This is a genomic window from Paenibacillus sp. AN1007, assembly GCF_040702995.1.
Lineage (GTDB): Bacteria > Bacillota > Bacilli > Paenibacillales > Paenibacillaceae > Paenibacillus.
In genome coordinates this window covers 3,889,519-3,903,141 of the sequence record NZ_CP159992.1, presented here as the reverse complement: position 1 = coordinate 3,903,141, position 13,623 = coordinate 3,889,519, and the positions used below count along the sequence as shown (strand labels likewise).

The following is a 13,623-nucleotide window of genomic DNA, read 5'->3' as shown; positions in this document are numbered from 1 at the left end:
ATATAGGTTGGAAGGAGTTGTACATTTGGACACGAAAATATTACACACACTCGAATATCGAAAAATTTTAAATACATTGCTTGGCTTCGCCCAGACGTCAATGGGCAAGAAAAAAGCGGAGCAGCTTGAGCCGATTAGTGAACTTGAAGAAGTAAAACGTCTGCTGCAGCAGACAGATGAAGCGTTCACCTTTGACCGACTCAAAGGATCGCCTTCTTTTGGAGGGATTGTAGACATCACAGCGTCCGTGAAACGGGCCGAGATTGGCGGGACCCTGAATCCGCATGAACTGCTTGGCATCTCCAATACGACTAATGCGGCCAGACGGTTGAAACGCCAGATTGCAGCACTGCATGAGGATGAACCCATTGAATCCCTATTCTTTTTAAGTGATCAGTTGTCCGAGCAGAAGGAGCTGGAGGACGCAATTCGGATCTGTATCGATGACAATGCGGAGGTGGCAGACAGTGCAAGTGTGACGCTGGCACAGATCCGTCGTGAATTGCGGGGCGGAGAAGCGCGCATTCGTGAAAAACTGGATTCCATGATTCGTTCGTCTACCGTCTCCAAAATGCTGCAGGACCAGCTCATAACGATTCGCGGAGATCGATTTGTTATTCCGGTTAAGGCAGAATACCGTTCGTATTTCGGCGGCATTGTCCATGACCAGTCGGGTTCAGGCGCGACTCTGTTCATCGAGCCGGAAGCGATCGTTGCAATGAACAATAAATTGCGTGAAACCCGGATCAGGGAAGAACGTGAAATTGAAGTGATTTTGCAGAAATTGACGGCACATGTCAGTGAGCAGGGAGAATGGCTGCTGTATGATGTCGATTTGCTGGCATCCTTGGACTTCATCTTTGCTAAAGCCCGCCTTGCCCGTGAGCTGAAAGCAACGCTGCCTCGTATGAATGACAGGGGATTCCTCAAGCTGAAAAAAGGACGTCATCCTCTGATTCCGATTGAGCATGTTGTCCCAATTGACGTGGAGCTTGGGAATGACTATACCTCTATTATTGTGACTGGACCGAATACAGGTGGTAAAACGGTAACGCTGAAAACAATAGGCCTGTTGAGTTTGATGGCTATGTCAGGATTATTTGTTCCAGCCGAGGACGGCAGTCAGCTGTGCGTATTTGATGCCATTTACGCTGATATTGGGGACGAGCAGAGCATTGAGCAGAATCTGAGTACGTTCTCCAGCCATATGACCAACATCATTCGTATTCTGAAAAATATGACACCCAAAAGTCTCATCCTTCTGGATGAGCTTGGAGCAGGAACAGATCCTGCAGAAGGTTCTGCGCTTGCGATTTCCATGCTGGAGCATATGCACCGGACAGGCTGCCGTATGGTAGCAACAACTCACTATAGTGAGCTGAAAGCCTATGCGTATGAGCGCAAAGGAGTCATTAATGCGAGCATGGAGTTTGATATTAATACGCTTAGTCCGACATACCGCCTCTTGGTTGGTGTACCTGGGCGCAGTAACGCATTTGCAATTGCCGAGCGACTCGGCCTGCCAGGATACATTCTGGAATATGCCCGCGGTGAAGTGAAAGAAGAAGATCAGCGGATCGAGCACATGATCGCTTCCCTCGAAGAGAATCGTCTTACGGCCGAACAGGAACGTGAGAAAGCGGAGACGCTTCGTCAAGATATGGAAAAATTACGCAGCCGTCATCAGGCGGAGCTGGAGAAACTGGAACAGCAGCGTGACCGCCGGATTGAAAAAGCAGAGGAAGATGCCCGCAGCATTGTAGATAAGGCTCGTGCAGAAGCAGAGAAAATTATTGCTGATCTTCGTCAGCTGGCTATGGAAGAAGGTGCTTCTGTCAAGGAGCACAAATTGATTGCAGCCCGCAAACAGCTGGATGAAGCAGAGCCGGAGAAGCGAAGAAAAACGGTCAAAAAGGCAGCTGTTCCGAAAGCCCGTGCTATCGGTCCTGGGGACGAAGTGCTTGTGTATAGTCTTAATCAGAAGGGACATGTCGTAGAGATGGCTGGCAGCAAAGACGCCGTTGTACAGCTCGGAATTATGAAAATGAAAGTGTCGCTGGACGATCTGGAACTGCAGCAGGCCGCACCTGCAGCGAAGCAGACGAAGCAAAAACCGGTTACGGGCATGAAACGAACTCGTGATGATAATGTGAAGAGCGAGCTCGACCTGCGCGGCACGAATCTGGAAGAGGCGCTGATGGAGACAGACCGTTTCATTGATGAGGCTTTCCTTGCGAACTTGGGTCAAGTATATATTATTCATGGTAAAGGTACAGGAATTTTGCGTTCCGGTATTCAGGATTACCTGCGGAAGCATAAACATATTAAAAGTTATCGTCTGGGCAACTATGGGGAGGGCGGCAATGGTGTAACTGTTGCTGAGCTTGAATAGCCGGAACACGAATGAATAAATCTGCTGTTCAGTTGATCTGAAGAGCGGATTCGGAAGGAGAATGGGGAGTGAAAGAAGCGATTGACGGACTGCTGTCCCATCCTTTGGGGATGGTCCTCGGTTTCTTCTCAGTAGCGATTATGGAGCTGCTCGTCTTTCTGGCATGCTTTGAACTGGTGACCAAATATAAATGCTGGACGGAGATCAAGAAAGGAAACGTAGCTGTAGCGATGGCTACAGGAGGTAAAATCTTCGGAATATGCAACGTGCTGCGTTTTTGCATTCAAGCGAAATCTTCCGTTTATGAAGCGATGACATGGTCCATAGTCGGGTTCGTACTGCTGCTTGCTGCTTATTTTTTGTTTGAATTTCTGACGCCAGTGTTTTCAATCGACCGGGAGATTGAAGCAGATAATCGCGCAGTCGGATTGATATCGATGATCATTTCTGTCTCACTGTCCTTTGTGATCGGCGCAAGCATTATCTAGGGGGATCGATGATGAAACTATTGATACGGATTTTGTTTGCGGCATCGATTGTTTTTTTTGCCATCGGTGTAATCTATGTGATAAACACGTAATTATATGAAATAGAAAGGTTGATACACGATGGAAACAACAGTATGTCCTTGGTGTCAGACGGAAATTGTTTGGGACGAGGAGCTGGGACCTGAAGAAGAATGTCCGTATTGTCACAATGAATTGAATGGTTACCGTACACTGAATATTAACATTGGCGACGAAGAGAGCGATGAAACCGAGGAAGAGTTCTATGATGTCGAAGTGAAGGATCAAAAGCAAATCTCGGATCTGACCTCATTATGGGGGGACGAGGTCGAACTTAAACTGCCGGAGCTGCGCACATTGAACAAATACGCAGACGAGGGTAATGATCTCATTCAGTATGAGCAGGGTGTGGAGAAGCAGTTGGACCAGCAGGAGGAAGTACCGGAGTGTCCGAATTGCCGGGAGTTCATGATTCTTGCCGGATCACAGGCAGCCAGTCAGGATACGTTTACGCCGATCGCGAACGCTGCTTCAGGTAAAGGATCCGTATTGGCACCTCCATTTACGGTCCTTACCTATGTTTGCTCAGGCTGCTTCCAAGTCCAATACAGTTTGTCTGAGGATGACCGTCTGCGGTTGATTCAGAACCTGAGTGCACAGTAAGCAATCGTTTACGGAGAGCTAATTTTATACAAACCTAAAGAATCATTATGTTTTTCTTCCGCTTGGGGCAGGTTAAACCCAAGAGCAGCCTGTTCATGTTTTTGCTTCAGGTGATCAAGGAGGGGGCAGATGAAGATTTCTTTAGGAAGACAATCCATTCTGCTTTTGGGCGTGAATGGATTGTTTGCGTTAGCCGGAGCATTATCCGGTACATTTTTGAACGTGTTTCTCTGGAAGAGCCGCCCGGATTACGCTATGCTCGGCTGGTTCACCATAAGTCAGCAGCTGGCGATCGGTCTGACGTTTTGGCTCGCCGGAAAGTGGGTCAAAGAACACAATAAAATGAATGCGCTCAGACTGGGAACAGGGTTATCTGGCGTCTTCTATATGCTGGTTCTGTGGACCGGTGCGCGTGCAGTAGATTGGATCTGGCCGCTTGGACTGCTGCTGGGTTGTGCACTGGGACTGTTCTGGCTCGCATTTAATGTCGTGTATTTTGAAGTCACCGATCGCGATAACAGAGACTTGTTTAATGGCTGGGTTGGATTGCTGGGCTCTATGACGGGAATTATCGGGCCGTGGTTTTCCGGGTTTGTTATTTCACGCATGGCAGATAATACGGGGTACCGGCTCATCTTTACGGTGTCCCTTGTCATTTATATCATCGCCGTAGTCTTCAGTTTTTTTCTGAAAAAACGGAAAGTCAGCGGTACATACCGTTGGTCAGAACCAGTTCTGCAGCTGTCTGCATCGCAAAGTCCATGGCGTCCTTTGGCGATGGGGCTGTTTGCCCAAGGGGTACGGGAAGGCGTATTTGCCTTTTTGATTGCACTGCTTGTATATTTGGCAACAGCTCAAGAGTACAAACTTGGACAATTTTCTCTGATTACTTCAGCGGTGGCTTTGGTCTGTTACTGGGCCGCAGGAAAATGGTTTAAGCCCAATTATAGATCCAAAGGCATGCTGACGGGCTCTATACTGCTGCTTTTGGTTCTGCTGCCTTTGCTCTGGAAAGTCAATTACGGGACGCTGCTCTTTATGGGGATCGGTAGTGCAGCAGCGATGCCGCTTTATATTTTGCCGATGATATCCGCAGGTTTCGACATGATGGGCACAAGCGGCGAAAATGTAGAGAAAAGAGTTGAACTTGTCGTATTAAGAGAGCTGTGTCTCATGACTGGACGGCTTTTTGGTTTGATCATATTCTTAATTGCGGTTATAAATGCTCCATCGCAGCAGGTGTTAATTTGGCTGATCATTTTGTTAGGTACATTCCCGCTGATCGGGTGGATTTTTATGCGGAAATTGTTAATACAAACGGCATCTGAGGATTCGAATGCAGCTGTCTAATATGAACGTGAAAAGGGTACTGTACAAGGAAATGTGAATTTCCTCTGCAGTACCCTTTATGATCTTTTCCTCTGCTTACGTTGATACGGAGGAATTGGATTAAAGCATGGGTAGATCGTCTGTTTTGGGAGGAGAAGGTTTACTCGTTCTGGTTAAGGAAAAGAGCTTCATGTCTTCATTGTCCTTACCGGTGATCGCATCTGCGATCAGAGAGGCTGCAATCATGCTGTAAACCGTTCCGTTCCCTCCGTAACCTTCAACGAAGAAAGAATGAGGGTAATCAGGATGCGTTCCGATGAGGGGAAGACCATCATGCGTATTGCCAAACACCGCACCCCAGGCGTAATCCACTTCAAGAGCTTCAAGTGGAAAATACGATTTAACCTCTTCCAGAAGAACAGCACCTTGGTTTTTGGAACGAAGCTCGCGCTGATCCTCGGCAGGTGTCTCTTCATCAAGACCACCCGCTATAATGCGATTGTCCGGAGTGGTACGCATATATAGATACGGACGTGCCGTTTCCCAGATCATGGCTTGCTCATGCCAGCTGTTCATATCAGGCAGCGGTTTGGTAGTAATTGCATACGTGGATTTCAAATAAGCTCCACGATCCTTCTTGATCTCCTGAGTTTCATATCCGGCGGCATAAACCACCTGTTTTGCTCGAATTTTGCCATTAGGAGTATAACACCATACCCCTTCGCCATCATAATCACAGTGTATCATTTCAGTCTGTTCGTAAATCCGGGCACCATGCTCCCGTGCAGATTCAAACAAACCTTGGACAAAGCGATATGGATTGACTTCAGCATCTCCCTTGGTATAAAGGGCCGCAGGCTTAGCAAAAGGGAAATGATTCTTGATCCGATCTTCACTCCACAGCTCTGCATCAAATCCATACTTTTGCAGGGTATGATACTCTTCCTCCAGCAAAGCGACATCTTCTTCACAGCTGGCAAAGCAAAAGCTGGTTCGCGGAATAAACCACGGATCGGTCTTCAGACTTCCGGCAATCTCGCCAAGCTGCTGCATGGCTTCACGGCACAGCTGATAAAATCGTACGCCTTTCTCTTCTCCAAACGTGTTGATGCAGGATGTCAACGTTTTGTCATTAGTATACTGAAGCAGACCGGTATTGGCCGAACTGCTCCCATGAGCGATTTTTCGTTTATCAATGACAACGGTATCTATGCCGCGCTGTGCAAGCAGTCTGGAAGTAAGTGCACCTCCCATACCACCGCCTATAATCAGGCAGTCACATAAAATATCCGTATTTAAAGAGGGATATTCAAAGTCCGGTTTATAAGTCGAAGGCCAATAAGGTGTGCCATACACGAGATCCATCTGAAACAGCTCCTTTGTCATCACATTGGTATAGTTTTGCAATTCGAGGTAACAATAAGCTCGCATAAACTTTAGATCAAGGAGGTAAGACGTACATGCAGCATTCACAGATGCAACCACTGAGCCCCAAGGAATTGAACTATATTGCCGATTCCATCTCCAATGAGGAGATGCTGATCAAGCAGTGTGCAGCGACAGCTTCCATCTCCACTCAACCGGCAATTCAGCAGGCATTGAATCAATATGTTCGCTCCCATGAGCAGCATATGAATACGCTGATCCAGACACTGCATCAGCATCAGTCCCTTGCGCCTTCTCAATCTCAATGAATCACAGGCAGTCTTAGTAATATCAGCGTATAGGAGGAAAATACATGTACAATCAAACCGGTAATTTTATGCAGGAGCAGGATTTGCTTAAAACGATTCTTGCCGATTTAAGACGAACTTCGCGCGAGTATACAACAGCAACGACGGAGTCATCATGTCCGATGGTGCGCAGCATGTTTAATGAACTGACAAATGATACACTCCGGCTGCAGGGTGAACTGTTCAACCTGATGCAGCAGAACAACATGTATTCGGCTTCCGCCAAAGCACCCCGTCAGGATCTGGATAAGCAGATTCAGTCTGCACACCAGGCACAGCAAAAGTGCCAGCAGTTCGTGCAGGAGAAAACGGTTCAAAACAGCCCTTACAGCCAGATCCCGAATGTGTCTCCACGTCAGCCGAATTACGGTAACCCTTATTACATGTAACCTGTGAACAAGGGTTTTGAAGCATACCCAGAACCGGACCATACCACCGCTTGCCTGAATTCAGGGCAGGCGGTCTTTTGTCTATGCATCAACGTTAAATTCATGTAATATAAGTATTAATTCATTTTCAGGAACCTGGATGACGCTGGAGGGAAAACGATGAAAGAGTTGAACGATCTGCAACTTAAAGTTCTGGATCTGTTGAAAGAAGACGCGAGAAGGACTCCCGCACTGCTGTCAACGCTGCTGGGGGAGTCGGAAGATCATATTAAAGCTGCTGTAGCACAGCTTGAACAGGACCATGTCATTGTGAAATATGCAACCGTGGTGAACTGGAGCAAGATCGATGATGAGAAAGTAACGGCCCTGATCGAAGTTCAGATTACGCCCGAGCGCGGCCGGGGTTTCGAAGGAATTGCCGAGCGCATCTATCTCTATCCACAAGTAAAGTCCGTTTACCTCATGTCAGGGGCATACGATCTGCTCGTTGAAGTGGAGGGCGGCAATCTGCGTGAAGTCGCGAACTTTGTATCGGAGAAGCTGTCTCCGATCGATTCAGTACTGTCAACCAAGACGAATTTTATTCTTAAAAAATATAAGCAGGACGGGATTATTTTTGAAGACCATCAGGAAGACAACCGTCTCATGATCTCGCCGTAAAGGAAGATGTGCCATGATAGTGAATGAACAGACAACCGGAAGCAGCAAAACGATGTCCTCATATCTGGCTCCGCTCGTTAAGCAGATTCCGCCATCCGGTATTCGCAAGTTTTTTGATCTGGTGGGTGACAACAAGGATATCATCACACTGGGTGTAGGGGAGCCGGATTTCGTAACGCCCTGGCATATGCGCGAAGCTTGCGTATATTCGCTCGAAAGAGGCATGACCAGCTACACATCGAATGCGGGTATGCCGAAGCTGCGTGAAGCAATCAGTCATTATCTGGATACGCAGTTTGATACCAAATACGATCCCAAAGACGAGATCATTGTTACCGTAGGCGGTAGTGAAGCGATTGACCTCGCTCTGCGTGCATTGATTGTACCGGGAGACGAAATTCTGATTCCGGAACCATCTTATGTAGCATACTCGCCAATTGCATCGATTGGCGGAGGCGTCCCTGTTGGCGTGGAGACATATGCGAAAGATCAGTTCAAGGTAACGGCTGAAGCGCTGGAAGCCAGCATCACACCGAAGTCAAAAGTCGTTATTCTATGCTATCCGAGTAATCCTACAGGGGCCATTATGACTTATGAAGACTGGCTGCCGATTGCCGAAGTTATCAAAAAGCATGACTTGATTGTGATTGCTGACGAAATTTATGCTGAATTGACGTATAATCAAAAACATGTCAGCTTTGCTTCAATTCCTGACATGAAAGACCGTACAATTCTGGTAAGCGGTTTTTCGAAGGCTTTTGCAATGACAGGCTGGCGGATTGGTTATATGTGCGGACATCCCGAGCTTATTGCAGCGATGCTCAAAATTCATCAATATACCGTGATGTGTGCTCCGGCAATGGGACAGGTAGCGGCTCTTGAAGCGCTGACTAACGGACTGGGCGAGAAAGACCGGATGGTTGAATCTTATAATCAGCGCAGACGTTTGATTGTACAGGGATTCCGTGAGATCGGGCTGGATTGCCATGAACCTCAAGGTGCGTTCTACGCTTTTCCAAGTATTCAGAAGACGGGCCTGAATTCTGACCTGTTTGCTGAACGTTTGTTAACGGAGAACAAGGTGGCTGCTGTGCCCGGTAACGTATTTGGTCCGCAGGGAGAAGGATTTTTACGCTGCTCTTATGCGACTTCGGTGTCCCAATTGAATGAAGCATTGGAACGAATCGGAAATTTTGTTTATAAAGTTCAAAAAGAGGGTTAATAGAAAGAAGAAGGTCGGTTTAAATAATTTTATCTGGAACTTTACCAAAAAAATACTTTCTTTTACAAAATATTATGATATAATTTCAATTTGAAATGAGATTTCATATATTTGGAAAAGACATTTTCCGAGGAGGGGTTAGCTTTGTTTTGTGTTGAATATGATTTACCGACGAATCGTGGACACGTTCTGGCAGAAGGCGATCATGGCGACCGATGGTCGGTGAACCCTGATCACGCATCCTTGCATAACATTTCCTTGGAAGATGAGATTCATATGCTTCGGCGCAGGATGGAACAGATTTTTTTGGAAGAAAAATCATTTACTTCTGATATTGTTATTGAAATCAGCAGTTTGCTGGATCTCAAAATTAACGAATACATGAAGGCTAACCCAGTCAAGCCCAAATAATTACGGACGCTGGATACGTGCTGGATATAACGTTAGAGAAATGCTGAATGACACGTTGGAGAAGAGATCCGAGAGGATCTCTTTTTTGCTGTGCCTCTACAGGCGCTTTTGAATAACCAAGTTATTTTTTTGCGTGGAACAATTGTGATATATTGGACTTAGGAGACTAAAGGGGGAGCTGGAATGAAGAGATTTTTGGGGCTTGCAGTTATGGTTTCATTCATTTTTTTATTAGCTGGATGTGGGGGCAAAGACGGATTCACGGTGTTTATCATTGATAATCAGGGCAATCCATCCGGTATTTCGGAACAACTGCAGGCAAATTTGCAGAAAAAGCTTGGTGAAGAGCCGAAAGTCGAAATTATTACAAGTGCGATGTATGATGTTCAAAAAATAATGGTTGAATATGCAGCAGGCAGTCACGACATCTTCATTTTGCCTGAAAATGATATGAAGCAGTATGGTCAGAACGGCTCGAATGTGCCGCTGGATGATACGTTTGATGTCAAAAAATACGAACGCGGTGTGTTTGAAGGGTCTGTATTGGTTGAAAAGGGGAAAGGCGACGACGGTTCAGACATGAAAAAGGAAACGCATTTGTACGGAATTCCGGTAGAGGATATGCAGATGTTCAAAGACGTAAACTATGCTCCAAGCAATTTGTTCGCTACGATCCCATTGTCGGCAGCTAACACAGACGAGTCAAAAAAAGTGCTTAAGGCGTTGACGGAGTAACATTCATTTAGAAGAGTATAGAAGGAGGGAGCGGATTGCTGATTACGGTCACGGGCGGCATTGGCAGTGGTAAAACGCGTTTTGCGCTGAAACACGCAGCCCAAATCAGCCGGGAGGGTGTATATTTATCCACTGGTGATCATGATCCCGTTATGCCCGAATTGCCATCCGCTCATTATCGTGCCATTCAAGCGGGGAACGGTCCAAAACTTGCAGAAGTGGTGACCCAGATTAATCGGGAATCCAATCTGTTTCTGGCGGACCAACGCATCGTGGTCGTAGATAGTCTGACATCCTGGATGGCGGCCAGTTTCAGGACAGCAGTGGATCTGCACCAACAGCGTGTAGAAACGCAGCTTCTGATTGAAGCACTGCTGTCTTATCAGGGGAAGATCCTGGTGATTACGAACGAGATGCACGGCAGCCTGCATCCATCGGAAGAGGAACGTGTTTTTGCTGCGAGAATGGCTTCGGTTAATCGGATTTTGCACGCCCATGCGGAACAGATGTACATGCTGGTATCCGGCATTGCACTGGACATGAAGGCCCAACAAGTGCGCTATGAGGATTAGAGGATTTGGATGGATAAGTGGTAAATGATCAGGCTGAAATGTCTGGCATTTGGCCATACAGCTTAAATTGTAAATTGGAGGGATTAAGGATGGGGATATACACAAGAACCGGGGATGAAGGCCAAACTTCGGTGATCGGAGGCCGGGTCATTAAAGATGATGACCGGGTAGAAGCTTACGGTACGATTGACGAATTAAACTGCTTCGTTGGTCAAGCTATTAGCTTGATTGACGCTGCCAATGGGGAGTTCGAGGATTTGCGCGAAAATCTGTTGGAAGTGCAGCAGGAGCTGTTCGACTGCGGCTCAGATCTGGCTTTTGTACGTATAAGTGAGACAAAGTACAAAGTGCGGGACGAAATGGTTACTCGGTTGGAACAGTGGATCGATCAATATGATGCCGAAAATCCGAAGGTTGAACGTTTTATCATTCCTGGAGGCAGTCAGCTGTCATCAGCACTGCATGTGTGCCGTACGGTATGCCGCCGGGCAGAGCGCCGCACGGTTACGCTGGGGCAGCATGCGGATATCAATCCGTCGGTACGTCGGTATTTAAACCGTCTATCGGACTATTTCTTTGTTGTGGCACGGACAGCCAATGCTAGACAGCAGGTTGCTGATATTGAATATGTGCGGAGCAAAAAAGTATTCCGCCGCAAAGAATGAGCCCGTATTATGCGCCAATCACCTACACGGTTACGGAGCAGGAGGAAGGATGGCTGTTGAAAACCGTGCTTCAGAAGCGGCTGTTGGTTTCGCGCAAACTTTTGTCCAAAATCAAACTGACCGAACAGGGTGTAATGCTCAATGGTGAACGGGTATATATCAGTGTCAAAGTGAGTGCAGGTGATCTGGTGGAAGTGCGGATGGAGCAGGAGGAGTCGGATGATATACTGCCGGAGGATATCCCGTTTACCGTGCTGTACGAAGATGAACATCTGCTCATTGTGAACAAAGATGCCGGAATCATCGTGCATCCAACCCATGGGCATTATACAGGCACTCTGGCTAACGGCGTAGTTCATTATTGGCAAAAGAAAGGCGAGAAGTTTCGGTTCCGGCCAATCCATCGATTGGATCAGGAAACCTCAGGGGTGCTGGCGATCGCCAAAAATCCGTATGTACACCAGCATGTGTCCGAGCAGATGATCGCAGGTACGGTGGACAAAAAGTATATCGCACTTGTACACGGCAGTCCTGTGCCTGAACAGGGAGCCGTAGACGGCCCGATTGACCGTGATCCTGAGGAACCACATCGCCGCATCGTTACACCTGATGGGTATGCAGCCAGAACCCTTTATAGAACATTATCACGCTGGGCGGACTGCAGTGCCAGTGCTGTAAGTTTGAAGCTGGAGAGCGGGCGAACACATCAGATTCGTGTACATATGACGTCGATTGGCTGTCCTTTGATTGGTGATCGTATGTATAAAACGCTGCCGATGCATGACGTGAATGAGAAGATACTGACAGTTCGGCAAGAACGGGATGCATGGATTGAACGCCAAGCGCTGCATGCGTGTGAGCTCACGTTTGAACATCCGATTCTCCGGAAACGTATGACGTTCCAGGCTCCATTTCCGGCTGATATGGCCACACTGGAGAAACGTTTAGATGCCGAGGCGGCGCCAAGAGAAGTGCTGCAGGACGCAGATGGACATACCCAAGCGGAAAAGTAACCATGATTTTGGACGCAGCTGCATGTTCGTAAATAAAGGTGTCTACAGTTCAGAGAGCAAAGCGCCTGAACAATATGCCGAAGGCTAGAGAGGTTTTGAGCTTTAAGGTTTTCGAGCTTTAAAGTTCAGCGAGCAAAGCACCTGAACAGCACGCCGAAGGCTAGAGAGGTTTTGAGCTTTAAGGTTTTCGAGCTTTAAAGTTCAGCGAGCAAAGCACCTGAACAGCACGCCGAAGGCTAGAGAGGTTTTGAGCTTTAAGGTTTTCGAGCTTTAAAGTTCAGAGAGCAAAGCACCTGAACAGCACGCCGAAGGCTAGAGAGGTTTTGTAGCTTTAAGGTGTTTGAGCCTTAAAGTTCAGAGAGCAAAGCACCTGAACAATATGCCGAAGGCTAGAGAGGTTTTGTAGCTTTAAGGTGTTTGAGCCTTAAAGTTCAGAGAGCAAAGCACCTGAACAATATGCCGAAGGCTAGAGAGGTTTTGTAGCTTTAAGGTGTTTGAGCCTTAAAGTTCAGAGAGCAAAGCACCTGAACAGCACGCCGAAGGCTAGAGAGGTTTTGTAGCTTTAAGGTGTTTGAGCCTTAAAGTTCAGAGAGCAAAGCACCTGAACAGCACGCCGAAGGCTAAAGAGACTTTAAAGCTTTTAAGATTCTCAGGGTTGAAGGTAGTTTAAGCCTGATTCCCATAATCCTCTAAGATCTTAAGGTACGGAATCTCCCAACATTTCTCTTTGTAGATGTTGGAATAAATGTTGAAAAATCACGTCGTAGTGAGGGGCGATAAGCCCGCATTCGACTAAAAAAAGATGCAGGGCGAGGGTATCGGGATGGAGCGACTTTTGGATTTGCGGAGCAAACCAAGGGAAGCGAGAGGTCGAAACCCGAGCCCCCGAGTCCCCCGAGGAGGCAACATCCATGAAACTTACAGTATATCAATATGCTAAATGTGGTACGTGCCGCAAGGCCGTGAAATGGCTTGAAGCGAAAGGACATGAGCTGGAGCTGATCCCCATTTTCGACACACCGCCATCCAAAGACGAATTGACGAAGTTGATTCAGAAGAGCGGGCTGGAAGTTAAAAAGTTTTTTAATACCAGCGGGGAAGTGTACAAAGAGCAGCAGCTCAAGGATAAGCTGCCCGGCATGTCAGAGGAGGAGCAGATTACTTTACTGGCTTCCAATGGCCGCCTAATCAAACGGCCGATTGTGACGGATGGTGACAAAGTGACGGTTGGTTTTAAAGAAGAAACATATGAGCAGGAATGGAGCGCTGTCTAATCTAATGCTATAGTTAAGCCTTGAATTGTTCACAATTCAGGGCTTTTTTGGCTTAACTA

15 protein-coding genes are annotated in these 13,623 nt (G+C 47.1%); 14 read left to right on the top strand and 1 reads right to left on the bottom strand.

The features are described from left to right. The first annotated feature begins 25 nt into the window (after positions 1 to 25). The 4 genes from ABXS70_RS17290 (at position 26) to ABXS70_RS17275 (ending at position 4,911) form a co-directional block, all read left to right on the top strand. Complete coding sequence (locus ABXS70_RS17290; RefSeq protein WP_342555067.1) at positions 26 to 2,392, top strand: endonuclease MutS2; 2,367 nt, start codon at positions 26 to 28, stop codon at positions 2,390 to 2,392. Positions 2,393 to 2,460: 68 nt separating this feature from the next. Continuing rightward, positions 2,461 to 2,880: a DUF350 domain-containing protein gene (locus ABXS70_RS17285; protein ID WP_342555068.1), complete on the top strand. Its 420-nt coding sequence runs from the start codon at positions 2,461 to 2,463 to the stop codon at positions 2,878 to 2,880. Between the two features lie 120 nt (positions 2,881 to 3,000). Then, positions 3,001 to 3,561 carry a hypothetical protein gene (locus ABXS70_RS17280; protein ID WP_342555069.1) on the top strand — a complete coding sequence of 187 codons (561 nt, stop codon included), beginning with the start codon at positions 3,001 to 3,003 and terminating at the stop codon, positions 3,559 to 3,561. A gap of 129 nt (positions 3,562 to 3,690) precedes the next feature. Further along, positions 3,691 to 4,911, top strand: a complete 1,221-nt coding sequence (locus ABXS70_RS17275) for an MFS transporter (protein ID WP_366289439.1) — start codon at positions 3,691 to 3,693, stop codon at positions 4,909 to 4,911. A 99-nt stretch (positions 4,912 to 5,010) separates the two neighbouring features. On the opposite strand, the gene ABXS70_RS17270 is transcribed toward ABXS70_RS17275, so the two are convergent. Beyond that, positions 5,011 to 6,255 carry an FAD-dependent oxidoreductase gene (locus ABXS70_RS17270; RefSeq protein WP_342555071.1) on the bottom strand — a complete coding sequence of 415 codons (1,245 nt, stop codon included), beginning with the start codon at positions 6,253 to 6,255 and terminating at the stop codon, positions 5,011 to 5,013. A 95-nt stretch (positions 6,256 to 6,350) separates the two neighbouring features. Here ABXS70_RS17270 and ABXS70_RS17265 point away from each other — a divergent pair, with 95 nt between their 5' ends. The 10 genes from ABXS70_RS17265 to ABXS70_RS17220 all read left to right on the top strand — a co-directional run bounded on the left by ABXS70_RS17265 (position 6,351) and on the right by ABXS70_RS17220 (position 13,564). Beyond that, complete coding sequence (locus tag ABXS70_RS17265; protein WP_366289434.1) at positions 6,351 to 6,584, top strand: hypothetical protein; 234 nt, start codon at positions 6,351 to 6,353, stop codon at positions 6,582 to 6,584. Positions 6,585 to 6,628: 44 nt separating this feature from the next. Then, the gene (locus ABXS70_RS17260; protein ID WP_366289431.1) at positions 6,629 to 7,012 is read left to right on the top strand and encodes a spore coat protein; all 384 of its coding nucleotides are present in this window, start codon (positions 6,629 to 6,631) and stop codon (positions 7,010 to 7,012) included. Positions 7,013 to 7,171: 159 nt separating this feature from the next. Then, complete coding sequence (locus ABXS70_RS17255) at positions 7,172 to 7,672, top strand: Lrp/AsnC family transcriptional regulator (protein WP_342555074.1); 501 nt, start codon at positions 7,172 to 7,174, stop codon at positions 7,670 to 7,672. Between the two features lie 13 nt (positions 7,673 to 7,685). Beyond that, complete coding sequence (locus ABXS70_RS17250; RefSeq protein WP_342555075.1) at positions 7,686 to 8,894, top strand: aminotransferase class I/II-fold pyridoxal phosphate-dependent enzyme; 1,209 nt, start codon at positions 7,686 to 7,688, stop codon at positions 8,892 to 8,894. 222 nt (positions 8,895 to 9,116) lie between these two features. After that, positions 9,117 to 9,305 (top strand): aspartyl-phosphate phosphatase Spo0E family protein, encoded by a 189-nt coding sequence (locus tag ABXS70_RS17245; RefSeq protein WP_342556286.1) that lies wholly within the window; start codon positions 9,117 to 9,119, stop codon positions 9,303 to 9,305. A gap of 183 nt (positions 9,306 to 9,488) precedes the next feature. After that, the gene (locus tag ABXS70_RS17240) at positions 9,489 to 10,040 is read left to right on the top strand and encodes a hypothetical protein (protein WP_342555076.1); all 552 of its coding nucleotides are present in this window, start codon (positions 9,489 to 9,491) and stop codon (positions 10,038 to 10,040) included. Positions 10,041 to 10,075: 35 nt separating this feature from the next. Further along, entirely contained in the window at positions 10,076 to 10,612 is a 537-nt protein-coding gene (locus ABXS70_RS17235) for a bifunctional adenosylcobinamide kinase/adenosylcobinamide-phosphate guanylyltransferase (RefSeq protein ID WP_366289426.1), read from the top strand. An 89-nt stretch (positions 10,613 to 10,701) separates the two neighbouring features. Then, positions 10,702 to 11,277 carry a cob(I)yrinic acid a,c-diamide adenosyltransferase gene (locus ABXS70_RS17230; protein ID WP_342555078.1) on the top strand — a complete coding sequence of 192 codons (576 nt, stop codon included), beginning with the start codon at positions 10,702 to 10,704 and terminating at the stop codon, positions 11,275 to 11,277. Then, positions 11,274 to 12,290 carry an RluA family pseudouridine synthase gene (locus ABXS70_RS17225; protein ID WP_342555079.1) on the top strand — a complete coding sequence of 339 codons (1,017 nt, stop codon included), beginning with the start codon at positions 11,274 to 11,276 and terminating at the stop codon, positions 12,288 to 12,290. The genes ABXS70_RS17230 and ABXS70_RS17225 overlap by 4 nt, the downstream gene beginning before the upstream one ends. A gap of 911 nt (positions 12,291 to 13,201) precedes the next feature. Next, positions 13,202 to 13,564 (top strand): arsenate reductase family protein, encoded by a 363-nt coding sequence (locus tag ABXS70_RS17220; RefSeq protein WP_342555080.1) that lies wholly within the window; start codon positions 13,202 to 13,204, stop codon positions 13,562 to 13,564. The last annotated feature ends 59 nt before the right edge of the window (positions 13,565 to 13,623 follow it).

Excerpts from the sequence above, each read along its gene's own strand:
- ABXS70_RS17250 (WP_342555075.1), top strand. The coding sequence starts at position 7,686 with ATGATAGTGAATGAACAGACAACCGGAAGCAGCAAAACGATGTCCTCA.
- ABXS70_RS17255 (WP_342555074.1), top strand. The coding sequence starts at position 7,172 with ATGAAAGAGTTGAACGATCTGCAACTTAAAGTTCTGGATCTGTTGAAA.
- ABXS70_RS17240 (WP_342555076.1), top strand. The coding sequence starts at position 9,489 with ATGAAGAGATTTTTGGGGCTTGCAGTTATGGTTTCATTCATTTTTTTA.
- ABXS70_RS17220 (WP_342555080.1), top strand. The coding sequence starts at position 13,202 with ATGAAACTTACAGTATATCAATATGCTAAATGTGGTACGTGCCGCAAG.
- ABXS70_RS17270 (WP_342555071.1), bottom strand. The coding sequence starts at position 6,255 with ATGGATCTCGTGTATGGCACACCTTATTGGCCTTCGACTTATAAACCG.
- ABXS70_RS17225 (WP_342555079.1), top strand. The coding sequence starts at position 11,274 with ATGAGCCCGTATTATGCGCCAATCACCTACACGGTTACGGAGCAGGAG.
- ABXS70_RS17275 (WP_366289439.1), top strand. The coding sequence starts at position 3,691 with ATGAAGATTTCTTTAGGAAGACAATCCATTCTGCTTTTGGGCGTGAAT.
- ABXS70_RS17280 (WP_342555069.1), top strand. The coding sequence starts at position 3,001 with ATGGAAACAACAGTATGTCCTTGGTGTCAGACGGAAATTGTTTGGGAC.
- ABXS70_RS17260 (WP_366289431.1), top strand. The coding sequence starts at position 6,629 with ATGTACAATCAAACCGGTAATTTTATGCAGGAGCAGGATTTGCTTAAA.
- ABXS70_RS17265 (WP_366289434.1), top strand. The coding sequence starts at position 6,351 with ATGCAGCATTCACAGATGCAACCACTGAGCCCCAAGGAATTGAACTAT.
- ABXS70_RS17230 (WP_342555078.1), top strand. The coding sequence starts at position 10,702 with ATGGGGATATACACAAGAACCGGGGATGAAGGCCAAACTTCGGTGATC.